21 protein-coding genes are annotated in these 25,391 nt (G+C 52.3%); 11 read left to right on the top strand and 10 right to left on the bottom strand.

The annotated features are described in order from the left end of the window. Window positions 1-15: 15 nt before the first annotated feature. Window positions 16-1,458, top strand: a complete 1,443-nt coding sequence (locus tag LFE_RS11275; RefSeq protein WP_014450351.1) for a TolC family protein — start codon at window positions 16-18, stop codon at window positions 1,456-1,458. Between the two features lie 227 nt (window positions 1,459-1,685). Here the strand turns inward: LFE_RS11275 and LFE_RS11270 are convergent, their stop codons facing one another. Both LFE_RS11270 and LFE_RS11265 read right to left on the bottom strand, forming a co-directional pair. Continuing rightward, window positions 1,686-2,102 (bottom strand): PIN domain-containing protein, encoded by a 417-nt coding sequence (locus LFE_RS11270; protein ID WP_014450350.1) that lies wholly within the window; start codon window positions 2,100-2,102, stop codon window positions 1,686-1,688. Then, window positions 2,090-2,371: an AbrB/MazE/SpoVT family DNA-binding domain-containing protein gene (locus LFE_RS11265; protein WP_014450349.1), complete on the bottom strand. Its 282-nt coding sequence runs from the start codon at window positions 2,369-2,371 to the stop codon at window positions 2,090-2,092. The genes LFE_RS11270 and LFE_RS11265 overlap by 13 nt, the downstream gene beginning before the upstream one ends. A 259-nt stretch (window positions 2,372-2,630) precedes the next feature. Here LFE_RS11265 and trxB point away from each other — a divergent pair, with 259 nt between their 5' ends. Continuing rightward, the gene (gene trxB, locus LFE_RS11260) at window positions 2,631-3,557 is read left to right on the top strand and encodes a thioredoxin-disulfide reductase (protein WP_014450348.1); all 927 of its coding nucleotides are present in this window, start codon (window positions 2,631-2,633) and stop codon (window positions 3,555-3,557) included. Then, a complete protein-coding gene (locus tag LFE_RS11255) occupies window positions 3,554-4,090 on the top strand; it encodes a hypothetical protein (RefSeq protein ID WP_014450347.1) in 537 nt (178 codons plus the stop codon). The genes trxB and LFE_RS11255 overlap by 4 nt, the downstream gene beginning before the upstream one ends. Window positions 4,091-4,107: 17 nt before the next feature. Here the strand turns inward: LFE_RS11255 and LFE_RS11250 are convergent, their stop codons facing one another. Genes LFE_RS11250 through LFE_RS13295 form a run of 4 tightly spaced genes read right to left on the bottom strand, consistent with a single transcriptional unit; the run spans window position 4,108 to window position 11,059 of the window. Beyond that, the gene (locus tag LFE_RS11250; RefSeq protein WP_014450346.1) at window positions 4,108-4,449 is read right to left on the bottom strand and encodes a P-II family nitrogen regulator; all 342 of its coding nucleotides are present in this window, start codon (window positions 4,447-4,449) and stop codon (window positions 4,108-4,110) included. Window positions 4,450-4,470: 21 nt separating this feature from the next. Next, window positions 4,471-7,932, bottom strand: coding sequence for a DUF2309 domain-containing protein (locus tag LFE_RS11245; RefSeq protein ID WP_014450345.1), 3,462 nt, complete (start codon window positions 7,930-7,932; stop codon window positions 4,471-4,473). Next, window positions 7,929-9,338: a hypothetical protein gene (locus LFE_RS11240; RefSeq protein ID WP_041774432.1), complete on the bottom strand. Its 1,410-nt coding sequence runs from the start codon at window positions 9,336-9,338 to the stop codon at window positions 7,929-7,931. The genes LFE_RS11245 and LFE_RS11240 overlap by 4 nt, the downstream gene beginning before the upstream one ends. Beyond that, a complete protein-coding gene (locus LFE_RS13295; protein ID WP_050989529.1) occupies window positions 9,338-11,059 on the bottom strand; it encodes a proton-conducting transporter transmembrane domain-containing protein in 1,722 nt (573 codons plus the stop codon). Before LFE_RS13295 ends, LFE_RS11240 begins: the two co-directional genes overlap by 1 nt. A gap of 18 nt (window positions 11,060-11,077) precedes the next feature. On the opposite strand from LFE_RS13295, the gene LFE_RS14175 reads away from it, so the two are divergent. Then, window positions 11,078-11,233 carry a hypothetical protein gene (locus LFE_RS14175; protein ID WP_158310274.1) on the top strand — a complete coding sequence of 52 codons (156 nt, stop codon included), beginning with the start codon at window positions 11,078-11,080 and terminating at the stop codon, window positions 11,231-11,233. A 383-nt stretch (window positions 11,234-11,616) separates the two neighbouring features. Here the strand turns inward: LFE_RS14175 and LFE_RS11225 are convergent, their stop codons facing one another. Next, window positions 11,617-12,198 (bottom strand): carbon monoxide dehydrogenase beta subunit family protein, encoded by a 582-nt coding sequence (locus LFE_RS11225; protein ID WP_041774429.1) that lies wholly within the window; start codon window positions 12,196-12,198, stop codon window positions 11,617-11,619. 188 nt (window positions 12,199-12,386) lie between these two features. After that, on the bottom strand, window positions 12,387-12,968 hold the full coding sequence (locus tag LFE_RS11220) for a carbon monoxide dehydrogenase beta subunit family protein (RefSeq protein WP_014450336.1): 582 nt from the start codon (window positions 12,966-12,968) through the stop codon (window positions 12,387-12,389). 465 nt (window positions 12,969-13,433) lie between these two features. Between LFE_RS11220 and LFE_RS11210 the strand changes: the two genes are divergently transcribed. Continuing rightward, entirely contained in the window at window positions 13,434-14,351 is a 918-nt protein-coding gene (locus LFE_RS11210) for a beta/alpha barrel domain-containing protein (RefSeq protein WP_014450335.1), read from the top strand. 58 nt (window positions 14,352-14,409) lie between these two features. Here the strand turns inward: LFE_RS11210 and LFE_RS11205 are convergent, their stop codons facing one another. Continuing rightward, on the bottom strand, window positions 14,410-15,573 hold the full coding sequence (locus tag LFE_RS11205) for a patatin-like phospholipase family protein (protein WP_014450334.1): 1,164 nt from the start codon (window positions 15,571-15,573) through the stop codon (window positions 14,410-14,412). A 204-nt stretch (window positions 15,574-15,777) separates the two neighbouring features. After that, window positions 15,778-16,560 (bottom strand): cistern family PEP-CTERM protein, encoded by a 783-nt coding sequence (locus LFE_RS11200; RefSeq protein WP_014450333.1) that lies wholly within the window; start codon window positions 16,558-16,560, stop codon window positions 15,778-15,780. Window positions 16,561-17,642: 1,082 nt separating this feature from the next. Between LFE_RS11200 and mgtA the strand changes: the two genes are divergently transcribed. From mgtA to fmt, 6 genes are all read left to right on the top strand, one after another. Then, window positions 17,643-20,339, top strand: a complete 2,697-nt coding sequence (gene mgtA / locus LFE_RS11180; protein WP_014450332.1) for a magnesium-translocating P-type ATPase — start codon at window positions 17,643-17,645, stop codon at window positions 20,337-20,339. A 357-nt stretch (window positions 20,340-20,696) separates the two neighbouring features. Next, window positions 20,697-22,781: a thioredoxin domain-containing protein gene (locus tag LFE_RS11175; RefSeq protein WP_014450331.1), complete on the top strand. Its 2,085-nt coding sequence runs from the start codon at window positions 20,697-20,699 to the stop codon at window positions 22,779-22,781. Further along, window positions 22,781-23,470, top strand: a complete 690-nt coding sequence (locus tag LFE_RS11170; RefSeq protein ID WP_014450330.1) for an alpha/beta hydrolase — start codon at window positions 22,781-22,783, stop codon at window positions 23,468-23,470. The genes LFE_RS11175 and LFE_RS11170 overlap by 1 nt, the downstream gene beginning before the upstream one ends. After that, window positions 23,467-23,865, top strand: a complete 399-nt coding sequence (locus tag LFE_RS11165; protein ID WP_014450329.1) for a hypothetical protein — start codon at window positions 23,467-23,469, stop codon at window positions 23,863-23,865. The genes LFE_RS11170 and LFE_RS11165 overlap by 4 nt, the downstream gene beginning before the upstream one ends. Further along, on the top strand, window positions 23,865-24,404 hold the full coding sequence (gene def / locus LFE_RS11160) for a peptide deformylase (protein WP_014450328.1): 540 nt from the start codon (window positions 23,865-23,867) through the stop codon (window positions 24,402-24,404). The genes LFE_RS11165 and def overlap by 1 nt, the downstream gene beginning before the upstream one ends. Further along, the gene (gene fmt / locus LFE_RS11155; RefSeq protein WP_014450327.1) at window positions 24,397-25,347 is read left to right on the top strand and encodes a methionyl-tRNA formyltransferase; all 951 of its coding nucleotides are present in this window, start codon (window positions 24,397-24,399) and stop codon (window positions 25,345-25,347) included. The genes def and fmt overlap by 8 nt, the downstream gene beginning before the upstream one ends. Window positions 25,348-25,391 lie beyond the last annotated feature (44 nt).

Genomic DNA, 25,391 nt, shown 5'->3' with positions numbered 1-25,391 from the left:
GGAGGATGGTTCCTGATGATTCAAAAAAAGACTTGGACGATGTGGCTATTGACTGCGATTGTCCTGACCGGGATCTCCTCCCGGGCAATGGCTTCCGGGGCGATCGTGACGGATGCGCCGGACCCTCATCTCACGGTGGATCAGGCCATCTCCTTTGCGATTCACCACCATCCCAGGCTTTTTGCCTATCGCCACCGGGTGGCGGCCAAGAAAGCGAAGATTGGTGAGGCGAATGCGCATTTTCTGCCAAATGTGGGGGCGGGAGCGATGTTTGGAACCGGCAATCCCGGTGTGAGCAACAGGCCCTACAATAACGGCTATGCATACTCTCCATTCATGCCGATCACCTACGGCGGGATCGGGCCGCTCGGAAGGGACGGGACACAGACATCGAATGTGTTCGATGCGTCCATTGGAGCGACCCAGATGCTGTTTGATTTCGGGCGATACCTTCACCTGACCCGATCGGCGGAGAAAAAGGAACATGCGGCGGTCGCCGATCTCGTGACCCGGGATGCCTGGGTCATCCTTCAGGTGCGAGAGGCCTACGCCCATCTTCAGCTGGACAAGCAGCTCGTGATTGTCTACCAGAAGAACGAGGAGCAGCGGGCTCTTGTTCGGGAATTGACCAGATCCCTTTACAAGGCGCAGTACAAGTCGAAGCTTGACGATGAGTTCGCACAGGTCGATCTGTTGAAGGCCCAGGCACTTCTTGTCGGAATGAAGGACGATGTGAAGACCCGTGTGGCAAGACTCAACGAAGCGCTTGGACTGGGACAGGGTGGGGCAAAGAACTATTTCCCCACGAAGGTTTCGGAGGATATGTCTCCTCTTTCTCCCTTGCAGGATCTTGTGAAGACGGCGCTCGACGCCCGTCCGGAGATGCATGCGGTTAAGTCGACGGTCGGTGCCATCAACGAGTACACAACCTCTGTGAAGGCTTCCCATTATCCGTACCTTTCCGCATTCGGATCCTTTGGCACCCTGAATCAGCTCAATACCGGCGCTTCCTACACACCGGGATGGTGGTTGGGGGGTGCGATGGTGAATGTTCCGATCTACACGGGAGGGATGATCCGGTCACAGGTCGAGGCAAGCCATCAGAAGGCGCTTTTTGAGGCAGACAAGCTTAAGGATCTCGATCACAGGATCCGCTACGAGGTTGTTTCAGCCCATGAAAGGGTCAGGACCGATCTTTACGACGTGAAAGCTTATACGCAGGCGGTAGAGGAAGCAAAGCTTGGTCTCCGGCTGGCTCAGGCCAAATATGAGGCGAACCTGATCTCCATCGTCAAGCTGACTCTTGCGGAAGTCTATCTTCTCGATACCAGGGCCTCCCTTGCAAAAGCTCAGTACCGGTTGACCGTTGATCGTGCCGCGCTGGACTTTGCCACGGGTCGGGACTATCCCCGCTGGGTCCGGGCGGACGGAACGCCCAGGGCGAATCCGAAGTTATAATGATTCCTGTAATAAAGTCCGCAGATTGAATGACCCGTCCAAAAGGATCATGGCAATCTGTCAGAAGGAACGATGATTGCGGTATTGGCGTTTACAACGTGGATCGGGAGAATATTCCGCGGGCAGAGGGTAGGATTTGAGAACGATTGGCTTTGCGTCCCGGTAAGAGGAAAGGTGCGGACAGCATTGTTTCCGCCAATAGATTCTTTGCACTTTGTGGGAAACGTTCACTCGTGGAGAAGAAATGTCCTTAAGCTCATCACGCGTAAAGGGAGGTCCGAGCGCTTCCTCAGTAATCCAAAGTGACGGACATCACCGGTCAGCAGCACGTCCACACCTGCTGCTATCGCATCATCGAACACCGGTCTGTCCTTATCGTTCAAGTCAGACTGAAAGTTCATGGTGATTCTGGAAACAACGGAATGGACACCAGAGAGCTTTTCTTCGAAATTGCTCAGCGCTTGCGGTCTCTTTCTTTCGATATTGCGACGGGCTTCTATCATGCAGTAGGGACTGCTGAGCAGGATGATTTTCCCCTGCTGTGCCAAATCCCACAGCAGGGAAAATGATTCACCGCCAAGGGCGGCTGAAAACAGTATGTTTGCATCCAGAAAAACAATAACAACCTTTCTTACTGTTCCCAATAACGCCGCGCTTTTTCCAATTCTTCCGTTGTCATTGTCGACTGTTCTGCAAATTCAGCGATGCGTTTTTCCGTATAAATCTCCACCGGCAGGACAACGGCCGGATCAAGAACGATCCGGCCATCCTCGACATGCACAAGGAGGGTGTCTCCCGATTTGAGCCCCAACTGTTTTCTGGCGGATGCTGGCAAAGTGACTTGCCCGCGAGTTCCGATTTGAGCGATCGTGTCCATAGAGATCAGAATAACGGAATATCCGATAATCCGCAAATCCGGTTATTGACCTTCCAGTGTCGTTCTGTATCGTAAAAGCTTTTATTTCCGGTCATTCTCGATGGAGATTGGCTCTTTACGTTTTTGAGGTAAGGATCTCTCTTCTGGAGCGTTTGGGGGATCTGGCGGGAAGCCGGCAAGCTGTGAGAGAATGCATGTTGTTTTGAATGGGGATTCTCCGGTGGATCTCTCCGGAAAGACTCTTTCCCCGGGATCCTCTTGACTGGTTGAGGGCTGTTTTCTGAATGGAGGTTTTGTGGAAGACGTCGTGATTTTGGGGTCCGGTCCGGCGGGACTGACCGCAGCACTTTATACCGCCAGAGCCGGACTTTCTCCTGTTGTTCTGGAAGGTCCCCAGCATGGGGGACAGTTGACGACAACGACTGAAGTGGACAATTTTCCCGGATTTCCGGATGGGATCACCGGGCCCGAGCTGATTGAAAGGATGAAGGCCCAGGTCCTCCGCTTCGGAACCCGGTTCATGACCCGTTCAATCGAGTCGGTCGTTCCGGAAAAAGGCGGATTCATTCTGTCCGGGGAAGATGAGGTTCTCCATACGAAAACCCTGATTATCGCTTCCGGGGCTTCGGCCAAATATCTGGGACTCCCGTCTGAAAAAGCCCTTATGGGAGCCGGTGTGTCGGCCTGTGCGACATGCGACGGATTCTTTTTCAAGGAACGGGAGATCGTTGTGATCGGAGGTGGGGATACAGCCCTTGAAGAGGCGATCTTTCTGACGCGTTTTGGAAAGTCGGTGACCATCGTCCATCGCCGGGATCGTCTTCGCGCCTCAAAAGCGATGCAGGATCGCGCTCACGCCAATGAAAAGATCCGGTTTGCCTGGAACAAGGAAGTTCTCGAAGTCCTTGACGTGTCCAAAGGACAGGTGACCGGTGTCAGGGTCAAGGACTCCGTAACGGGGGAGATCTCCGAGATTCCCTGTCAGGGCTTTTTCCTCGGGATCGGCCATACCCCCAACAGCCATTTTGTGAAAGGGCTGTGCGACATGGACGATGTCGGCTATATCCGGACCCATGACGGAACCAAAACCTCCGTCCCCGGTATCTTTGCGGCGGGAGATGTTCAGGATCCGACCTACCGCCAGGCAATTTCCGCAGCCGGTTCCGGGTGCATGGCGGCCATGGATGCCGAGAGATTTCTCGAAGCAGGGGGCCATGGATGAGCGGACCGGTGCGCTGGACTTTCATCGGTTTGGCCGTTTTCTGTCTGGCCTGTTTTGTCTATCTCGGAGGGGACCTGATCTCGAACAACACGAATCTGTGGAATCCTCCGGGAGTCATGAAGCGATTATCCGTCTACTTCTCCCTGAACCGGGCCTGGACTGGCCAGGGATATCCCCTCCCCGAGCTGATGGACCGAAACTATGAAGGGGATGTTATTGTTCTGGATCAGAACATCATGCGGGCGATCAAGCATTTTCGGGGCTGGACGATCGAGACGCTGACGGTGTCAGGAACAGGCGGGACCTACCGGATCAAGGTTCCTTCGACATTCTGGAGAAAGAAAGAGACCATGACGCTGACCAAAACCCCCATCTCCGAAGGCGTCAGGCTGTCCATGTCGGGAAAGGCTGACGGGTCACTTCCTGATCTGGGGGCAACCCGAAACAGTATTCTTCGTTTCTATCATGCACTGGATAACGAGATCGCCCTTCATCCTCTCGTGGCCTTCCACGAAGAAAGCCCGTCCCGGTAAATTCTTTTTTCGGGGAATCAGGTCGTCTGGCCTGTCCCCCCGAAATACTCCCTCCTGCTGACCTGGACATCCGATACAAAGACCACCCCGGAGTAACGCTCAAAAAGAGGCGAGAGCCCCGAGAGGATCGTCTCGACCCAGGATTCGGGGACAACGGTAATGACCATGACCAGAATGTTCATGTCGTTGAACATGAGCTGCGCTTCATGGAAGCCGCTGTGGCCCTTTCCCGAGACATCGGGAATGATGGTGTAGCCGGACACCTTGACATCGTCGAGGAGTTCCCTGAGAAAGGGAAGGTGTTCCCCTGCGGTGATGATTTCCACTTTTTTGACGGAATAAAGCTTCAGTCCTGCCATTGGATCCTCTTTTTTGTAGGTTTATATTCGAAAGGCGATTGGTGTTTGAGCCTCTTCTGGAATCCAGGCTCCTCCCGCTTCATATCGCCAGAAACCTGGCTGTTCCGGCTCCTTGACAACAAGGGTTGCCCACTCCAGATCGAAAATCTTCCGGATGGACAGGGAGGCCAGAAGGGCGGATTCCATCCTCTCCCTTGTGGTTTCAACAATGACGAGGAGCCTGAGCGGCTCATGTCTGAGTTTTCTGTTCTTGTCCATCACAGTCTGTCGTGGAAGTCCAAACCTCAGGTCCCCTTCATGTCCAACCACGACACCCAGCCTGCCGGTCACATTATGGGAAACCTTGCTTCCGGAGCCCCAGACTCTGGGGTCGACGGAAGAAAAGTAATGTTCGAGATTGATCCACCATGCGACCACCATGGGTCCGGAAAGGAGTGTCTCGAGCCATTTCCCCCGGGGGTCGTCGGAATGGTTGTACTCCTGGAGAAACACACGGTTTGAGAGATTCCGTCCTGATGTGAGGGAGCGATTCCCGATCACGAGGGCCGCGTTTCCGGAAAGTCCCCATTCCGGCCGGACCTCTGCCCAGTCGTGGGCCCGTTTGACAAGAGAGGACTGTGACATGTTCGGTGATTGTGGAGAAGAGTCGGGAAATGTGGTTTGCCGCTCCATCGCCGACAGTGTTCCTGCCGTACGGAGGTCCTTGATCAGGACGCCGATTTCCGGGAGATGGCTTTCTGGCCAGTCCTCCTGATCATAGAAGAAGAAGCGGTCTGTCGTGGTTTCATGGACACCGGCCATGAAAAAGGTGTCCGATGGAATGTGTATCGATCTTTTCTGGAGGATTTCCCGAACGGCGGGACGGTTCAGAAGTCCCGCCGAGACCCGTGCGTTGGGGCTTCCGTCTCGACCTCCGCAGGCGCCGCAGTCGAGGGCCGATTCAAAAGGATTGTTTTCTGACCGGCTTCGGTGGCCAAGAAAAAGCACGAGCCGTCCCAGGTTGTGACGAAGTCCCGAGACGGTGAGAACCGTTTCGGCAAGATTGGCCTGTTCGTTCGGGGTGAGTCCCACGCGCGCGAGCTCCTCGATCCTGTTGGCCGCCATCCGGGGTGTCAGATGGTGAATTTCCCGCAAATCGCGGATCAGGGCTTCTTCCTCTTTGGGGGAGAGTCCGATCAGTTTCGCGAGGCTGGTTTGGGGATTTTCTTTTTCATGATCGGTGGAGAGGATCAGAAACCGGAATTCCTCGACCGCCCGTCCGGGGATTCTGGGAAGATTCCGTTGGCTGTATTTCTCGGCGACGACCTGCCGGATGGTTTGGCGTTGCTCCTGTTCGACGATTTCCCGGGCTTCCTTTTCCGAAATCTTGTCCAGCGGAACCATCGTGGGCACCTCTGGCAGGACGGATGCGGCAACGGTCTCGGAGAGTTCTCCGTACCGCCTCGGGAAAAGGGTTCTTCCAAAGAAAGGAACTCCCGATATCCAGCCGATTGCCTCGACCAGAACATAAGGCGTCACCACATTGTTTTTCAGTTCGTGGAGAAGATGGTTCAGCCATCGCCAGATCCTTCGTCCCTGAAAAAAGCTGCGCATCGATCGCACGGCAAAGGGACGGTGAAGCTCCCACAGAAAAATCCTGGGAGAAATCGTCGGGGGCGACTGACGGTGGAAGATCATCGCACCAAATGACCGAAATGCGATGGGAAGACCAAAAAATCCCGCAACACCACGTGTTTCGTAAGGTCCCAGTGTTTCAAGATGTCTTCTGACAGATTCGGACCGGACGTCGATACAGAAGAGAACCTGGTTTTTGGGGGGAGAGCCTTCTGTGGAGGAGCGGCTTTCGGGCTTGCTGCCGATCTGGCCCAGAAGTTCTTGCCGGTAATGATGCTCAAGGGCCATAAGCCCCCAGAGGGGAAGGTTCTCCCTTCGGATCCGGGAAAACGCGTTCATCAGGGAGGCCAGTTGCTCGATGGTGAGTGCGGAAGGATCAGGAAGACGTCCTTCTTCCCAGAGCCAGAGTCGGGAGAGGGAGAGGATCAGGTCTAAAAAGGGCTGGTTTCTCAGGTGGGAGGAGACGATCTCTTCCCAGAGCTCCTCGTAACCAAACGATACGCTTTGGAAAGGCCTCTCCAGGGTCACTTCCTCGATTTTTCGGACAACCCCTCGCGGAAGGTCGGGATGGAGTCCCAGGAGGCGAATGGCGGCCTCTTCCGGATGTTCTTTGCAAATCCCTGAAATCGCTGGCCTTGAAAAGGGAATTTTCCAGAGAGACCGTGTTACAGGTTCCCCCAGAAAATATTCGGTGCAGAGCCGGAGGGAGATCCATTCGGTCGGGTCGATGGGGGGGAAGGATCGGTGTTCGTGGGACTCGGACATCCAGCGGATGGTTCCGGACCAACCCGGAAGGAAGGAAAACTCCCGATAGAAAAGGGCCACCCATTCCGAGGAAGGAATGCCCATCTCTTTCAGAACCCAGAGCATTGCCTCTTCGGGGGAGTCGGGAAGGGACGCGAGCCCCGAAGAGCATGAGGAGATTGGATCCGGTGCGAGGAGAGGATCGCTCCATCGGGTTTTAAAGAGGGAGAAGAATCCCTTCTCCCGGTCGGGAAGTGTCCAGAACGCCTGTCCATTATCCATGAACAGGGCTGCCGCCTCGCTCATCGCATTGTCGAGACGGGAGACAAGGGATGTGCCGGCAAGACGGTCAAGCCATTCAAGGGGAGTGGGTTTCAGCCGGTCGATAGAGAACTCATCGGGAGAGATGCCATCGATTAAGGTGTTCAGATGATGGAGGGGATCGGATTGCAGTCCGTCCTCGAAAAAGAGATGGCCTCCATGGGATCTCTCCTTGAAGGTGAAAGGGAAAAAGGCGCTGCCGGAAAGCTTCCTTTGAGGGGTGAGGAGTTTATGGAGATCCCTGACCTTTCGGGCAATCGCCGCAACGTTTTTCCTGACCACTTTTCTGTCCTGGAGCAATCCGAGTTCTTCTCCAGATTGACAAAGCTCGTCGATGATCGAATCCCATGCTGGGTCTTCCGTCTCTTCACCGGGAAGGGATTGGTCCCAGTCCCTCTCCCAAAACACAGGTGTTGGCGGATCAACAAGGAGCTCCGACATGAATATCCGGGAAAGTGTCAGTGAAGGCAGCCCGGCGTCGTTTGGAGAATCGAGTTCGACTCCGGGATCAGTGCTTTCGCTTTTCAGAAGGACATTCGCCTCCAGAAGGGTTTTTCGAAGGGCGGAGCGGGTCAGGGATCCTTTTTTGAACTGATCCCTCAGATAGGAGCGGGTCGGCCACACGCCTCCCCCAAACAGGGTGGCCCCCTGTGAAAGGGCTTTCGTGAAGTGGAGGTCGGTCAGTCCGTGGAGGGGGTTATGGTGGATGAAACCGTCCAGCGGCCAGGCTGTGGGGATCATGGAGAGTGCCAGACGGATCCGTGACCTCAGTTCGATGCTGGCAGGTGTCAGGGCATTGTTCATTTTGAAGATCCTGTCTTTATGGAAAGGGACTGATTGAAGCCTGGGCGGTGAAAGAGTCCGTGTCCGGAGCTTGGGGGGTAGAACGCCAGCAGGGTGATCGGAAGCAGTAGAAGGATCCCCAGGGAGAAAGACCACAGGGACAAGTCTCTTGGCCGGTAAGAGGCTTTAGGTTCCTCTCCAAGGAAAAGATTGCCGAGCGTTCTGCCGAGAAGGATCCCGGTGATCGTTACAAGAAAGAGTGAGAGGAGAAGGTAAGGAATCGCCCACCTGTCAAAAGCAAAAAAGGAAAAGGCCGCCGCGAGGGAAAATCCTGGAAAACCTGAAAAGGCGATGCTTCCCAGAGCCATGAGGATCGCAGTCCTGGGCATGTTGACCAGGAGGCCACCAAGGCTTGAAAGGGTCCTGTGCCGGGTTTGGAGCTCGATATGGAACAGGGGCATGCCGATGGTGACAGTGCATGAGATGAGCGATACGGACAGAAGGGTCAGGATGGTTTCCCGATGGCTGCCTCCAAGAAGGATGGCGGTGGCAAGAAGTGTCGACTGGGAGAATGTCAGGTAGGCCACTCGGCGAAAGAGAACCGGCTCACTAAAGGCAAGAGCCAGTCCCTGGATCTGGGCGAGAAGCGCCGATATCACGAGAAGCATCGACAAGAGTGTCAGGTGTCCATGGGACAATAAAAACGATCTGCCGGCAAGAGACTGCTGGGGAAGGATGAATCTCATGAGGCCATCTGTCGCGACCAGCGTGAGCGCTACCCGCTGGAAATAGCTTCTGGCCGTCAGTTTGTCATCCGGGAAAAGAAGGAGCCATTTCATGAATGGGGCCGAAGGCAGAAAGAGTCCGAGTGCAACGATTCCAGTCGTGAAAGAGAGAAGCGAAACATGGATGTGTTGTCCGGGAAGGGTTCCCGACAACCACTGGGAAGCCGGAAATAAAAGGGCGGAAATCAAAAGGGGGAAGGGAACCCCGCTTGTACGAAAATTATCATCGACCTTCGTGATTCTCCCGAATGTTCCGGAGAAGAGAAGGGATATGAGTAATCCTTCCCAAAACAGGGTTGCCCAGAGCGAGTCGGGAGAGATCAGAAAGCCCGACGCAAAGAAAATCGTCAGAAGTGACGAGATCGTTCGGGTGTTTCGGAGAGGGTCTATTGTGTCATCGAGCGGAAGAAACAAAAGAAGAGGAAGCGATGCAAGAATTGTAAATGTCAGCGGCGCTTCAAGCTGTTTTCCCAGAACGGCGGCGACAAGAGAAAAGAGAATCATTGGCCAGAGCTTTGACAAACGGGCCAGGGAATGGCTTTCCCGGTTGAATGGATCCTCTTTTTTTCCGGAAAGGAAGTTCAGCACCATCGAAAAAATAGGTAGGAGCAACAGGATGGTCAGGAGTAAAGGGTCTTTCATCAAAGTTCCCGATCCCTGACGGAAAGGTCTCCGGGTTTGATCGTAAGCGACCTGATGGTACGGGCAATGGCCATCAGGGGCTCGGTGATGAGTCTACGGGCAAAGGTTGAGACGCCGAGATCCCTTCCCAGAAGACCGTGAATTTTGTTTAAAAGAGCCGGTGAGACAGCAGGGGAAGATTTTCCCTCCCTCATCAGAAGACCTCCGCCAAGGAAAAGAATATAGGCCATGGTTGTAAAGGTCGCCGGAACGAGGAACCTCAACCGGTTGTCCACCTCCTCGGGAGAGGGTTTTCCAACCACGACTTCCAGCATCTGGTCAAAAAGATGGATGGATCCCCAATATAGTCCCACGAGGGTGATGAGGGCTCCGGCCATGATTCCCAAGGATTTTGGTGTGAGCAGGTGGCGGGATCTGGTCAGGGAAAGAACTGTCTGGATGGCGGTTGCAACCCCAAACATGATCAGGATGAAGGCCCCGTTTTGAGGTAGGAACCCTCCGCCCCGTATCATGTGGTACCAGAGCCAGCCAAGGGGAACAATGACAATCATCCCAAGAAGAAGGATACCGACTTTGTGATGTCGTCCGAAGAGTTTTCGGACGACGCCCTTTGGTTCGTGTTCGTTGACCCGGATCTCGTGGATGATGCTTCCCGATCCTAGAAAAAGGGTCCCTTTAAAAATCCCGTGGGCGATCATGTGGAAAATGGCGGCAGGAAAAACACCAAGTCCGCATTCGGCGATCATGTATCCCATTTGCCCGATGGTGGAGTAGACCAGGGTATTTTTGACCCGGACCTGAATGAGCATCATGGCCGATCCGGCGACCGCTGTGGTGGCTCCGACAAGAAACAGTCCATCAAGAACAATCGGCGTTGTATTGAAAAGCGGAGCGAGCCTGGTCAGCAAAAAACCTCCCGCATTGACGATGCCGGCATGCATGAAGGCCGATACGGGAGTGGGTGCGTCGAGTGTTGTTAAAAGCCAGCCGTGAAATGGAAACTGGACGGATCTGATGCAGAGTCCACAGGAGATGAGCGTGCAGGCGAGGATGAGCTCTCCGGGGCTTCCCTGTAAGAGGCCCAGTTGGGGATCGAGTCTTCGGAAAAGGGTGTCGAGATCGAAGGTTCCTGCCATCTTTCCGACAAGAAGAAATCCCGAGAGCAGAAGTCCCCCGCCAAGCTGGTTCATGGTCCAGGTGGAGATCACTCCCATTGCGGAGAGTGATCTGTGGCGATGGTGGATCAAGAGGAGAATCAAGGCGAGAAGGACCAGTTCCCAGGCAAGGTAGATCAACAAGAGGTGCCTTGCTGTCACGAGAAGAAGGAGGGATCCGGTGGCCAGGGAGAGGGCGGATAAAAACGCTCCGGCATAGGGTTCGGTCGACATGGTTCGACGCGAGAAGGTCAGAATGTTGAGAAACACGAGGAGTATGAAAATGGACAGGATTCCGGAGAGAGGATCCCAGGAAATGGAGATTCCTGGGCCGGGTATCTCTGAAAATGGATCCGGAAAGAGGACGAAATTCACGGGATGGCCATTCCACGGGGAAGCCGCGTCCATGATGACGGAGCCTAGAAGTGACAGGGCACCTAATGGAAAAAGAAGCCTGAAGGATATGTTCTCGTCTTTTTTGAGGAAAAAAACGACCGCTCCCCCCAGGAAAGGGACAAGAGGGATCAGGAGAAGAATGATCGGAAGGACTCCAAACGGATTGGTCATGATGCAGAAGAAGCGAAATTGATGGTCAAGGTCATGGAAATATCCGTTTCTTCAAGAGGGCTCGTTCAGGAACCGGTAGTGAATCTGATTTTCTGGGATGGAGCGATGGTCCATTATCCCAGTGACCGGTGGGTCTGTCAAAGCGGAAGCGTCTCCAATGTTCCATTTGTCTGAAGGAGGCCAGTGACAGTCATGAAATCGGATTTTTTGATCCGTGGATCAAGGGATATTTTCGCTCCGGCTCAGAATGGCTTAAACGGTTTATCAGAAGGCGTAAGACGGGAGTTTTTTTGTCATCACTCACCGATAGGAGATCCATTGAGGGATCTTTACCTTGATGTGTTGGAATTCAAAATCTTATGGGTGGTATCGGCTGCAGTTTTTGTTTCAGGAGATTGACTGGGTTATACCGCTATACTACGGTGCGAACAGGTCATAGAGAGATTGGGGGAAATCGTCGGAGTGCAAATCGGAAGGAATGGATGAGATGATCCCGATTGGTTTAACCAATGTCCGAAAGGCCAGATCTTCTAACGTCTGGCCTTTCGGAGTGTTGATCAAAACCCTTTTGAATTCGTTTTCAGCTTCTTGACGATTTCGGTCACTTTGTCAAGCTTTGTTGGAGACATGTCCCTGACGCTGAGGTTGGCATCTTCATGGCCTGCCTCTGCGCAGAATGCCATTGTGTAGCAGGCTGTTCCGCCGCGAATGATCTTGAGCGAAAGATTGGCATAATGGCAGTGCACACCGATAAACATGCAAACATCGATTTTGTTGTGCCATATGGTGAGGTTGGGGTGATTCGGGTTGATTTCTGCTTCTGGATCAATCTTCGGGTATTTCGGGCGATAGTCCGGCATCGGGATAATGTTGATTCCACCTGCGATGGAAAGACGCTCGACCGCCTCAGCAGTCTTGATGGCTTTTTCGTTCCATCCCCAGAGAACAAGGGGACCCGGGAAAATCGTTGGAACCTTTGCGCCGACAAACATTCTTGCAGCTTCTTCGACAGCCTGGTCCTCGTTGACGATTCTTCCTTCGATGTGGCCAAATCCTGGCTCGGGGAGTATGTTTCCGGCCAATGCCGCTGCCGGGGGCAGGAATCCTTCCGGACCCCTCATGACTTTGTAAGGATTCACTTCCACTCCTTTTGTGAAACGTTGATTGGATAGAAGAATATTGGCGGCCATAAACCGCTACATATACAAATGGATCCGGAAAACTGATTTTTCTCCCGGCATCCCCTGCCTTATCGCCATAAAAGGAGAAATCCCTCTAGGGAACTCCTCCTTATGGACAATATGGTTTTCCTGCCAAAAGGGTATTCTTAAAACCCTTTTGAGTTGGAACGCATTTTGATGAGAAAGTCTGTCAATAGCTCGAACGTTTCCGGGGAAGTATCCCTTACCGACAGATTGGCATCCTCATGTCCGGAAAAAGAACAGAAGGCCATTGTGAAACAGTCTGTTCCGCCACGAATGATCTTGAGAGCCAGGTTGGCTTGGTGGCAATGGACGCCAACAAACAGGCACGCATCGATCTTGTTGTGCCATATGGTGAGGTTGGGATGGTTGGGATTGATTTCTGTTTCAGGATCAATCTTTGGATATTTGGGGCGGTAGTCTGTCATGGGGATGATGTTGATGCCCCCTTCGACAGAAGCCCTTTTGATGACCTTGGCCATTTTTGCAGATTTTTCGTTCCACTTCCAAAGAACGAGCGGACCAGGGAAAAAGGTCGGAACCTTGGCTTTGGAAAGCCTTCTTGCAGCTTCTTCGATAGCCTGAATCTCTGGGACAAGGACACCTTCAATATGCCCTTCACCCGGGTCGGGGAGAGAAATCCCCATCATGGCTGCGGAGGGGGGAAGAAATGCTTCAGGACCAACTGCTACGCGATATTGGGACACAGGATCTCCTTAACAGATAATAGTTCCCCGTACGATTGATTCCGGCGGCAATCATTCCATCGGAGACAACGGAAAATGGTGACGTTTTTTCAGATCTTTACGTCCTGTAATTGTATTTGATCAAGCTTTATTTTGTCAAACTGGATGGACGGGGAGCGGCAGCCAAAGCTGTTGTTCTCCTCCGCATGCCCCGGGAAGGCTCGTCGATTCATTTTGATTTCCCAACTGGACGATTTTTCATGTTCGGGTCGGGGGAAATGAATGCGGATCAGTACCGGTCCACCACTATGACATGCTTTTTCCGATCTGGTCAATCATGGCAGGTTCGCGGATGTCGGTTTTGTAAGGGAGGAGTTTGAACGTTTGGGGGGATCATGAAGTGAATGTTATGATTTGAGCTGAGGGGCATGTTTGCCGAAGCTTTCCATGAAGTTGATGATTCCTTTAACTGGTAGGGAGGGCGTTATGATGAAATTGTCAATTCCCCTGGATGTGCCGAGAGGCGCGGCGAGAAGACGCTACGAAGAGAATTATCGTTTGATGACAAAAGAGACCGGACGGCTTTTCCTCATGGCCGGGGATCAAAAGGTTGAGCATCTGAATGATGATTTTGTCGGGGCTGCCGTGGCGGCTGATGATTCTTCTCCGGAGCATCTTTTTAAAATAGCCCAGAGCGCTCCTGTCGGTTGCTTTGCAGGCCAGATGGGTCTGATTGCGCGGTATGGGATGGATTATCGCGATATTCCTTATCTGATCAAGCTGAATTCAAAAACCCATCTTGTGAAGAAGGACCAGAAGGATCCTGTCAGTCTCCAGTGGCAGGAAACATCCCAGGTTGAACAGTTTGTTCGCCATGCCGGAGTGCGCGTTGTGGCTCTCGGTTATACCCTTTATCCGGGAAGCGAGTATGAGCCAGCAATGTTGTCCGAGGCTTCAAGACTCATTTTTGAGGCACATCAGATGGGTCTGGTATTTGTCTTGTGGGTTTATCCGAGAGGACGATCTGTTGGGAATGAGAACGATGCCCATTTGATTGCCGGAGGAGCTGGTGTCGGGGCCTGTCTGGGTGCAGATTTTATAAAGATTAATCCTCCTGTTGATCCGTCCGGCCAGATGGACGGGATGTTGCTCAGGGAAGCGGTGGCGGCGGCCGGCAGATCCCAGGTGGTTTGCGCCGGTGGCGCCGAGACCACCGTTCCCAGCTTTTTAAAGCGTCTCTATGATCAGATTCATCTTGGTGGCACATCCGGTTGTGCCACCGGAAGAAATGTTCATCAACGTTCTTTTGAGGAAGCTATCCGTTTTTGTCGCGCGATTCACGCCATTGCCGTACTGGACCAATCCGTAGAGGAGGCTTTGGCTCTATACAATAAAGGCAGTTAGACAAAAATCGGTCAGATGAAATGGAGGATAATGATTGGCCGAATGGTCTGTTTTCCGGTCAATCCGGGAGGTTGCCCTCTCTGAAACAACCGGCCGGCCGAGGTGTTTTGAGAATCCTCAAAATCCTTTTGAAGGCTGGTCGGTTTTGATTCATCATCTGCTTGGAGATATTTCTGAGCGTCAGCAGGTTTTGTTCTCGGGCATTGTCCATTGCGGCGTTTTCCGCTGGAATGACGGGCTCCATCCGCAGTGTGATCTGGGAGGATGACTCTTGGTTGCTAATGGGTGGATCAGCAAAGAGAAGATTTTTTAGTGGTGATGGCCATTGTGCCTCTTCCCAGTGATAAGGGCTTTCTCTTGGGTGTTCGGGAGAGGTTTTTCCTGTTCCAAGAGACAGGAGAAAAATGCCTTTTCGGATATTGCCCAATTGATAGGAGTTTTCCAAGGCATATCTCATGGGATTATTGGCAAAGACTCCGCCGTCGACCAGTACAATTGTCTGTTTTGGGGAGGATGTTTGCCTGTGGGCGGGAAGTTCGACAGGGGGGAAGTAGCCCGGGGCGGCAACAGCCGCCCGGGCGACTTCACTCATCGGGTAGTCGTTGGTGCTTTTGACCCAGCTTTTAAAGAAAAACGGTTTCTTCTCCTTGATGTTGTAGGTTGGAACAAGAATGGGAACGAGGGACTTTTTTAGTCCGGTTTTGCCAAAGGTTTGCCTGAAAATGTTCAGTGGCGGTTCCGGTGAGTATTTTGTTGAGGTGAGGAAACGCTTTTCTTCCGTTTCGGTTGATGGGGGAGGAAAGAGGATCCTGCTGTCGCGTTCATAGAATCCGACAATATCTTTGGCGGAAAACTGAGCTTTTTGGGAATCCTTTTCTGATGGTTTTGTCAGTGCCAGGGAAATGACAGCCCCTGTGGATGTTCCCGAAATGAAGTCAAACAGTCTGCTGACCGGTTCCCCGGTTTCTTCTTCGATCCTTTCAAGAACCGCTGCGGGAATGATGCCCCGGACGCCTCCTCCATCGATCGACAGAATCCGGAGGCAGGGATTGAAATCTGATGAAGGAAGAATGGTCTGGTCCTGTTGAGTAATGCTCTGGCCAAATACAGGGGGCTTTTCAGACGGAGAAAATAGGAAAACGATCAGAAAAATGGATGTGAGGAAGTTTCTGAAAGGAGCAGAATCTCTTTTATGAGTCATGTTTGAATGGCACTCGATCAATCTTGATTCTCCGCATGACATAAGCACAAATCTCAATCTGAAATGCCGGTGCGTTTTAAAACCCTTTGCATCAATAAAACATGCCAGAGGCTCTTTTGTCGATGGATGTGCTGAAGGGAGATTTTTGGGGGGGAAGGTGGGGAAATAGTAAAGAGGGGAATGCCAGGTTTTCCTGGCATTCCGGATATGGCTCTGAAACTAGTCTCAGGCTTTTTTGGGCATTGTCTTTCGGAGAGAGAAGCCGATCATGGCCAGAAGTGCGGAACCGAGAAGCCAGAAAGATCCGGGTTCCGGTGTCGGAGAAGGACCCAGTCCATCGCCGAATTCATAGGAACCAGCTTGTGTCTGAAACTTGACCGCAAAATCGGAAAGCGTCAATGAGGAACCGATGGTTCCGGTATTTGATGTCAGGAAGAAGGTGAATGAGTCGGTCGATGGGCCCAGTTTAGTGTAACCATTTCCAAGCCCGCTAGTAATGGGTCCCCCGCTACAGTTTATTCCTGCCCAGAAACAGGCGTTGATTCCGCTAAACCCTCCTGGGAAATTACCTGGAGAGCTATAACTTTTGAAGATTGTTCCTTGAGATCCCGAATCTCCGGGTATGTTCCATGAAGGAGAGATGTTCGAGTTGGAGAGCTGTGTGGAAAGACCGATGGACATCAACGCGGCTTGAAAGCTCGAGATTGTCGTGTTTTTGATGGTTGCAGAGATCTTGACATAGTTGCTTCCGTATTGGTCCAGTGTAAATGTTCCGGTTGCACTGAGATTGACCGGGGAAGGATTTACTATTTTCGGATTGTTGCAAGTCGTGTTGGCGCTACAGAGCCAGTTGGCCGTAAAAGATTGTCCCACATCGGAAGCGTTCATGGTGACATCCTGATATCCGTTTACTTCACCAAAAGAGAAGGCAGCGTAAGCATCTGGAAGGTATGAGGTTGTGAGGATAGCCACCGCAAGAAGGCTTTTCAAAAGGATTGAATGTTTCATGTTCCGTCCTTGGTTAGGGAAGCATGGATTCCACTGAGGTCCAGATCGACCCTTTGGGATATTCCCATCGGGTTAAAATTCTTGTTGCGATTTCATAAGCAAGTGTTGTGCCAGGTATATGTTTTTATTGTTTTTAAAGGATTAAAGGATTTTTTTGGTTTGGGAGATGTTTTTTTTTGTGCATCGGACCAATCTTTCTGTAAAAAGATCTGATGGTTCTGTAAAAAAAACTGACGGTTCCTGTAGCTCTTCCTTTGCTCCGAAGATGGAGCGGATTTTCAAAAATATTCTGGAAATGGAAAAAATCCTTGACAACCAAGACTCGGGCCGGTTACCTTTGAAAATCTTCGTTTAATCATGAGCGAAGATGCTCCTGATCATCTCGACTGAAATGAATGATTGGACAGCTTACCGAAGGTGTCATCGGATTGGGTCCTGATTTTTCGGATTCCTGTTCGGGATGCCGCCACCAAGGTGAAGGAATGGGCCGGAAAGACTCCCTTAAGAGGGTTTTTTTCGGAAAAGCCATCTTCCCTAACAAAAGAAAGGGCCCTGATGGGTCAAGACTCGAGTCCTAGGCGGAAGGGAAAGGAGGAAATGCTTTAAATCGATTTTTCCTCCATGTTTTTCTCCTCCTGTTCCCTTCCGCTTTTTTGAAACCCAATGAGTGATCGTTAAGCCAGACCAAAAACGCCATGCGCCTGTCCATTTTGAACGGCTCAAGAGCTTTTTTCGGTCCGCTCCTTTTGCTCTATCGTGAATCTTTTTCAAAAAAGGGGGAGGTCCCCATGTTTCGCTTCCTGTTTCGCACCGTGCGTCACGTTTTTCAGATCTTTTTTTTCAGGATCCGTTTCGTTCTGACCCTGTTAAATGAGCCGGGAATCCTCGGGAGAATCTCTCCATAGGGATTTCGAGCCATGAACAGGTCGGAATCGCCGATCTGATGACCGATAGGCCGATTGTCCCCCCGGCTTCCATATCTTAAGGGAAAACTTGGGCCCCTTTATCACTCTGGGTGGGACAATCGCCTGTATTCAATCTGCGCGGATCACTCGTTCCGCAAAAGTTTTCGAGGGGATTTTATGCTTGTTCAACCAAAAAAAGAGGGTGGTTTTAAAAATCCGCCACAAAGGCCGGACTCTTCTGAGCCCTACCGACACAACGGTTTTTTTCAAAAAGCCAGCCGATGGAATCTTGAAGAGCTTTTGAATGTGCTTGAGGGAAGTCCACAGGGGCTGACCGAGGAGATTGCCAGAGCCAGGCTTGCTGCGATCGGAACCAATGAAATTGATCAGGAGGGTCTTCATTGGCCAAAACAGCTTCTGAAGGCATTCTTGAACCCTTTCATCCTTCTGCTGACAGCTCTGGCGATCATCTCCTATCTGACGGATGACAAAAGCGGTTCCGTTGTTATGGGAATCATGGTCACGGTCAGCGTTTTCCTTACTTTTTTTCAGGAATACCGCTCAAGTCAGGCAGCGATGCGTCTGAAAGCGATGGTGAGCACCAAGGCCACGGTGATCAGGGTCGTCAGGTCAGGGCCGGCAAAAGAGGAAGAGTCTTCGGAAGATAAAATGATTTCCATCCGTCAGGAGGTTCCCATCCGGGAGGTGGTTCCCGGCGACCTGATCCACCTTTCGGCAGGAGACATGGTACCCGCCGATGTGCGGCTGACCTATTCCAAGGATCTGTTTGTCAGTCAGTCCTCACTGACAGGAGAGTCCCTTCCGGTGGAGAAATTCCCGTTCCCCCCGCCTCCTGACGCTTCAAGAACGGTCAACCTTCCGGACCTTCAAAACATCTGTTTTATGGGAACCAATGTGATCAGTGGAACAGCCCAGGCGATTGTTCTGAAAACCGGAAGGGAGACGTTTCTCGGATCCGTTGCAAAAACCATCTCCGAAGGGCGCTCCCTGTCTTCATTCGATCGCGGAATACACCGTTTTACATGGCTCATGCTGAAATTCATGGTGGTCATGACACCGATGGTCTTTCTGATCAATGGGTTTTCCAAGGGGGCCTGGCTTGAGGCGTTCATGTTTGCCGTGGCGGTTGCCGTCGGGCTGACGCCCGAGATGCTTCCGATGATTGTCACGGTGAATCTTGCAAGAGGAGCCTTGTCGATGGCCAAGAGAAAGGTCATCGTCAAGAGGCTTCCGGCCATTCAGAACTTTGGTGCCATCGATGTTTTATGCACCGACAAGACAGGAACATTGACACAGGACAAGGTTGTTCTTGAAAAGTATGTGGACCCCCTCGGCAATCCAAAGAACCATGTTCTGAAATATGCCTTTCTAAACAGCTTCTATCAGACGGGTCTGAAAAATCTTCTGGATGTCGCGATCTTGAAACATCATGAAATCTGGGGAGACCTGGCCGTCGAGCGGGATTATCAGAAGATCGACGAGATCCCATTTGATTTCGCGAGAAAACGAATGTCCGTCATCCTCGAGAGGAAGGACAGGAGCCATGTTCTGATCTGCAAGGGCGCTCTCGAGGAGATCTTCAATATCTGCCAATTTGCCGAAATTGACGGTGAGATCATCCCGATCGAGTCGGTCTCAAGGGATCGCTGCATGGCACTTGCCAATGATCTCAACAATGACGGAATGCGTGTCATCGCCGTTGCGGCAAAAGAAGTCTCACAGCGTGGCCCCTCCTATTCTGTGGCCGACGAGTCGGATCTCACCCTCCTTGGCTATGTGGCGTTTCTGGATCCTCCGAAAGAAACGGCGATGGAAGCTATTCGCCTTTTGGGGAAAAAAGGAGTTTCGGTCAAGGTTCTGACAGGTGACAACGATCTTGTGACAAGAAAAATCTGTCGTGAGGTGGGGCTTGAGGTGGACTCCCTGATGCTGGGGGGAGAGCTGTCCGAGATCTCCGATGAAGATCTCGACTCACGGGTGGAGAAAACAACGGTTTTCGCGAAGCTTTCTCCTTCGCAAAAAGAGCGGATCATCCGATCCCTTCAGCGAAAGGGCCATGTTGTCGGATTTATGGGAGACGGGATCAACGACGCTCCGGCCCTTTTGGCCTCGGATATCGGGATATCCGTCGACAATGCCGTCGATATCGCGAAAGAGTCCGCCGATATCATCCTCCTTGAAAAAAGTCTTCTTGTGCTGGAAGAGGGGATTATCGAGGGCAGGAAGGTGTTCGGAAACATCATCAAATATATCAAGATGGGTTCGAGCTCGAACTTCGGAAATGTTTTCAGTATTCTCGGGTCGAGCGTTTTTCTTCCGTTTCTTCCCATGCAGCCGGTCCAGCTTTTAACCCAGAACCTTCTTTATGACCTCTCCCAGACGGCGATCCCCTTCGATCACGTCGATGAGGAGTATCTCGAAAAGCCTCGCAAATGGGAAATCGGGGATATCGGGCGATTCATGGTTGTGATGGGACCCATCAGCTCGATCTTTGACTATGCGACATTTGCTGTCATGTGGTTCGTGTTCAAGGCGAACAGTCCGGCAAGCGCCGGATTGTTCCAGTCCGGATGGTTCATTGAAGGACTCCTCTCCCAGACACTGATCGTCCATATCATCCGTACCCGGAAGATCCCGTTTTTGCAAAGCAGGGCATCCGCTCCGCTTCTTGTGATGACTTCGCTGATCATGATCCTCGGAGTGGCCATTCCCTTTTCTTCCCTGGGAGCGAAGGTTGGTCTTGTCCCCTTGCCCTGGAGTTATTTCCCATGGCTATTGGCCCTTCTTGTTCCCTACTGCCTTTTGGCCCAGATGGTCAAGAACCTCTTTATCCGAAGATATGGCTTCAATTAGCGTGGCGCTTGTGTCCGGGGGGGATATCACGCCCCGGACACTCTGCCTTTCCTTTCCCATCTCTTCCTGAAGATCCCCCACGATGGTCAGCGTCTTAAAGACGGAACACTTTACCCATCTCCAATGATTTGGATCCTCTGATTGTCAGAAAAGATCTAGTATAAACGTGGACGAATATGGAATTTGATGATCGTTCACATCCCCGTTAGAATAAGAGGGTTCCACTTTTGCTCGAAACTTGTTTGGATCAGTTCCAACAATCTGAAAGACAATCTGGGCATATCCCTATATGGCATATTGGTTTTTTATGGTTTGTATTATAATAATAGGGGAGTTTGTTCCCTTGAAAGGATCTTGATGTCCAATCTCTTGAGTCGGGAAACGAGTCCCTATCTTCTTCAGCATGCGGAAAATCCTGTGAACTGGTACCCATGGGGACCGGAAGCACTCTCTCTGGCCCATGAAACGAATCGCCCGATTCTTCTTTCAATCGGGTACTCCGCCTGCCATTGGTGTCATGTCATGGCCCATGAATCCTTTGAGGATCCGGAGACGGCCTCGGTCATGAATGAGTCTTTCATCAACATCAAGGTCGACAGGGAAGAACGTCCGGATCTCGATCATATCTACCAGATGGCTCATACCGTGATTACAAAAAGAAACGGCGGCTGGCCCCTCACGATGTTTCTGACCCCTGACCAGGTTCCGTTTGCGGGAGGAACCTACTTCCCCAAAAGTCCCCGATTCGGTCTTCCCGGTTTTATTTCGGTTCTGCACCAGATCCGGCAATTTTATGATGAAAACAAAGAGGCTCTGTCCGGTACAAAGCATCCTGTGACGGAGCTTCTCTCCCGATCGGATGCTCTTGGCGAAGGTGCAAACCCCGATCCGTCCTCGCTGACGATCGAGCCCGAAGCCCGTCTCAGGGACAGTCTTCGAGCCCGGTTCGACTCGGAAGACGGTGGATTTACCCCGGCACCGAAGTTTCCGCATCCAATGGATATTGCCGCATGTCTCCGGGAGTATGAGCGCGAAGGAGAGGTTTTTGATCTCTGGATGGCAAGACACACACTGGAGAGGATGGCCTCCGGAGGTATTTACGATCAGATCGGTGGCGGTTTTTCCCGTTACAGCGTGGATGGCACATGGACAATCCCCCATTTTGAAAAGATGCTTTACGACAATGCTCTTCTCCTTTGCGTCTACGCCGAAGGTGCGCATCTTTCTGAAGACGCCGGCCTCGCTTCGGTTTGTGACGGCATTGTGACTTGGCTTTTTCGGGAAATGAGGGATAGTTCCGGGGCGTTTCATGCAGCCCTCGATGCCGACTCTGAAGGTGAGGAAGGGAAGTATTATGTCTGGACGCGTGAAGAGGTCTCAAGGATTCTGACCCCCGAGGAATATCAGGTGGTATCGCTCACCTATGGCCTTTCGGAAACACCGAACTTTGAACACGAGTTCTGGCATTTCAGGAAGAATCTTCCGTTTTCGGAGGTGGCTTCACGTCTCTCTCTGACGGAAGGGCCGTTTCATTCACTTTTGTCATCGGCAAAAGAAAAACTTCTGTCCGTCCGCTCACAGAGGATTCCACCCGGAAAGGATGACAAGGTCCTCACCGGCTGGAATGGTCTCCTTGCCCGCGGACTGATCCGTGCCGGACGGATCCTTGACCGTCCGGAGTGGATCATGGAGGGACAGAAAATTCTGGATATTCTCCGGGAAACACTCTGGACAGGAGATCATCTTCTGGCGGTCCGGACGAAGGGTGAAAGCAGGCTGAACGCATATCTTGATGACTATGCTTATGTTCTGGATGCTCTCGTCGAGTCTCTGGCGACGGTTTACAGGCCGTCAGATCTGGCCTGGGCCCTTTCCCTCGCGGATGTTCTCGTCTCGAAGTTCTGGGATGATGCGGCCGGAGGGTTCCATTTTACGAGCCATGACCATGAACAGCTGATTCATCGTCCAAAATCCGGCCATGATGCGGCAATACCCTCAGGATCGGCTGTTACCTGTCGGGCCCTCAACCGTCTTGCCCACCTTTCCGGACGGATGGACTGGCTTGAGAAGGTTGGCAGGACGCTTGCCCTTTATTCAAAACCGATGCTTGAGCAACCTATGGGATATGCATCGATGATCATGGCGTTGGGGGAGTATCTGTCACCTCCCGTCATCGTTCTGGTCCGGGGGAAAAGCTCCCTGGAATGGTCATTGTCCGCTCGTGCCAAGTCACCTCTGGATACCTTGATCATCGATCTGGGGGAACGGGATTCCCTTTCCCTCCCGGACTTTCTTCAAAAGCCTCCGGCCACCGGTGTTTCTTTTGAAACGCAGGCGGATGTTTGTGGCGGTGGTGTCTGCCTTTCCCCGGTAACGGATCTGAAAGATCTTCTTTCTCAAATCAGGACAGTGACCGGTCGTCCAAAAAAAGAGAACGAATAATGGCTTTCCGGGAAAATGACCAAAAAGGGATAGATGGAGTGGTGGAAAGATCTTCTCCTGGTGAGATTGTTGCCTCAGTGATCTGGTTGCATGGGCTCGGTGCCGACAGTAGTGACTTCGAGGGGATCATTCCCTATCTGGGTCTGCCTTCCGGTAACGGTGCGAGAGGAATCCGCTTCCTCTTCCCGAATGCCCCCCGTATGCCGGTGTCTGTGAACGGAGGCATGTCGATGCGGGCCTGGTATGACGTACTGGATCAGAGGATCGAGTCTCGAGCGGATATCTCCGGCATGAAACGTTCTGCCCATGCGGTTCTTTCACTGGTCGAGGGGGAGGTCGCCAGAGGGGTCCCTCCTTCCAGAATCATTGTCGGAGGATTTTCCCAGGGAGGTCTGGTCGCTGCTTTTGCGGGACATCTTGCTCCAAAGCCTCTGGGAGGGGTCATGATCCTCTCCTCCTATATCCCGGCTCCGTTTCCCATTGGGGAAGGACAGATTCCCGACCGTTTCCTGATGGCTCACGGGACGCTCGACCAGGTGGTTCCGTTAACTCTTGGGAGAACATCCTGTGAGTGGCTTCGGTCGGCGGGATGGAAGGGGGAATTCCACGAGTATGAAATGGCCCATTCGGTCTGTGTGGAGGAGCTTTCCGAAATTGGTCGCTGGATCTATGGGGTCGTTGGGAGATGATCAATCGGGATCTTTGGAGTCGTGTGTCTTTTGGGGGACTGTGTTTTCTTTCGATGGTTCTGTTGGCCCCTCCATCGGCTGACTCGTCGGAGGCCGGTCCGGTATTGGTTTCACAAACGATTTCAGGAAGCTCCCTGTCAGGGAGAACGCTGAATCTGTCTGTCCGGGAAAAGACCAGCAGATTCAGGGATGGTGATCTCCTTCATGTTCTTCTCGACAATTCTCCTCTTGAAGCCGTATCTCCAAGGGATGGGCTGTTTTCAATCGTCATTCCCAATCTTTCCGGACAAGCGCATCGCGTCTCTCTTCGCTTTTCAAGAAAAGACCAGACAGAGTGGGGCTCCGAGCTTTTGGTGACCCTGCCGGCGGTGTCCTCTTCCGGGGAGAAGCACTGATGGCGATTCTTCCGATTCGGCCCTATGGGGATCCTGTCCTTCAAAAAAGTTGCCTCGCGGTCTCAAATGTCGACGGAAAGCTTATGGAGACGATCCAGTCGATGCTTGAAACCCTTTACACCGTTCCCGGAATCGGGATCGCTGCCCCTCAGGTCGGTCTGAATCTCAGATTCTTTGTTTATGACATGAACCGGAGGGCAGAAAAAACCGGTCGCTCTCCCGTGGTTCTTCTGAACCCGGAAATTATCGAGAGTGAGGGTTCCGTGACGGAAGACGAGGGCTGTCTGTCCTTCCCGGGCATTTTTGTTCCTCTTCCGCGTCATGAGCGCATCGGTGTCAGGGGACATGATCCGGACGGGCGCATAATCGAACTTTCAGGCAGTGGTCTTTTTTCCCGTTTGATCCAGCATGAGATGGATCATCTCGACGGACTTCTTTTAAGGGACCGGATGACGTTGTGGGACCGGGCCAGACTGTCGGTCGAGATGGAGAAAATCCGGAGAAAGGGCAATCAGTCCAGGAGATCCCGTCGTGGCTGATCCGTCATCTATCCGGTTGGTTTTCATGGGAACCCCCGAGTTTGCGGTTCCATTCCTGGAGGCGCTGATTTCGGCAAGGTTTCAGCTGGTTGGTGTTTTGAGCCAGCCGGACCGCCCCAGGGGGCGGGGGCAGGAGCTTTCTCCCAGTCCGGTCAAGGCCTGTGCACAAGGTCACAATATTCCTGTTTTTTGTCCGGCGACGCTCCGTGACGGGCATGCACTGTCCTGCCTGCAAGACTGGAATCCCGATGTGGTCGTTGTTGTAGCCTATGGTAAGATTCTTCCAGGGGAGATCCTGTCGTTGCCGCGTCATGGTTGTGTCAATGTCCATGCGTCCCTCCTGCCCTCTTTTCGTGGGGCATCGCCTATCGTGTGGGCCGTTCGCTCCGGTGTTCCGGAATCCGGGGTGACCTTGATGCTGATGGACAAGGGAATGGATACCGGGCCGGTTCTCAAAATGTTGCCAATCCCCCTTCAGGATGATGAGACTTCAGAAGGTCTTGCCGGAAAGATGATGGATCTCGGGCCCGGGTTTTTGGTCAGGGGGCTCATCGAGTACCTTGAAGGGAAACTCATTCCGGTCGCACAGGCGGGGGAATTTTCTCTCGCCCCCATGATCCGGAAAGAAGATGGACGTATTTCCTTTGCCAGTATGTCGGCGATTGAAATCGACCGTCATGTCAGGGCAATGAACCCGTGGCCAGGCTCCTATCTGGAGTCTTCTCTGGGAAATCTTCGCATCCATCGTGGGTTGGTTTTATCCGGACCTAACTCCCCAAACAAACCAGGGGAGGTCATTGGAGTTTCATCCGCGGGGATTGATGTCTGTTGCGAAACAGGTTTATACCGGATCCTTGAGATCCAGAAGCCGGGTGGACGAAGGCTCAAGGTCTCGGAATTCCTTTCTGGAACGCCTGTTTCTCCGGGTTTCTTCTTGGGGTGATTGATCCTTTTTATTTTATTGATTATGCGTGAGGAATGCTGAAA

It is taken from the genome of Leptospirillum ferrooxidans C2-3 (assembly GCF_000284315.1).
Taxonomy (GTDB): Bacteria; Nitrospirota; Leptospirillia; order Leptospirillales; family Leptospirillaceae; genus Leptospirillum; species Leptospirillum ferrooxidans.
This window is presented reverse-complemented; position numbering and strand designations above follow the sequence as displayed.

What these genes read in the sequence shown, in the direction of transcription:
- LFE_RS11175 (WP_014450331.1), top strand. Translation starts at nt 20,697, where the DNA reads ATGTCCAATCTCTTGAGTCGGGAAACGAGTCCCTATCTTCTTCAGCAT.
- LFE_RS11250 (WP_014450346.1), bottom strand. Translation starts at nt 4,449, where the DNA reads ATGGCAGGACTGAAGCTTTATTCCGTCAAAAAAGTGGAAATCATCACC.
- LFE_RS13295 (WP_050989529.1), bottom strand. Translation starts at nt 11,059, where the DNA reads ATGACCAATCCGTTTGGAGTCCTTCCGATCATTCTTCTCCTGATCCCT.
- LFE_RS11275 (WP_014450351.1), top strand. Translation starts at nt 16, where the DNA reads ATGATTCAAAAAAAGACTTGGACGATGTGGCTATTGACTGCGATTGTC.
- LFE_RS11165 (WP_014450329.1), top strand. Translation starts at nt 23,467, where the DNA reads ATGATCAATCGGGATCTTTGGAGTCGTGTGTCTTTTGGGGGACTGTGT.
- LFE_RS11170 (WP_014450330.1), top strand. Translation starts at nt 22,781, where the DNA reads ATGGCTTTCCGGGAAAATGACCAAAAAGGGATAGATGGAGTGGTGGAA.
- LFE_RS11210 (WP_014450335.1), top strand. Translation starts at nt 13,434, where the DNA reads ATGATGAAATTGTCAATTCCCCTGGATGTGCCGAGAGGCGCGGCGAGA.
- LFE_RS11245 (WP_014450345.1), bottom strand. Translation starts at nt 7,932, where the DNA reads ATGAACAATGCCCTGACACCTGCCAGCATCGAACTGAGGTCACGGATC.
- LFE_RS11255 (WP_014450347.1), top strand. Translation starts at nt 3,554, where the DNA reads ATGAGCGGACCGGTGCGCTGGACTTTCATCGGTTTGGCCGTTTTCTGT.
- LFE_RS11240 (WP_041774432.1), bottom strand. Translation starts at nt 9,338, where the DNA reads ATGAAAGACCCTTTACTCCTGACCATCCTGTTGCTCCTACCTATTTTT.
- LFE_RS11200 (WP_014450333.1), bottom strand. Translation starts at nt 16,560, where the DNA reads ATGAAACATTCAATCCTTTTGAAAAGCCTTCTTGCGGTGGCTATCCTC.
- mgtA (WP_014450332.1), top strand. Translation starts at nt 17,643, where the DNA reads ATGCTTGTTCAACCAAAAAAAGAGGGTGGTTTTAAAAATCCGCCACAA.
- def (WP_014450328.1), top strand. Translation starts at nt 23,865, where the DNA reads ATGGCGATTCTTCCGATTCGGCCCTATGGGGATCCTGTCCTTCAAAAA.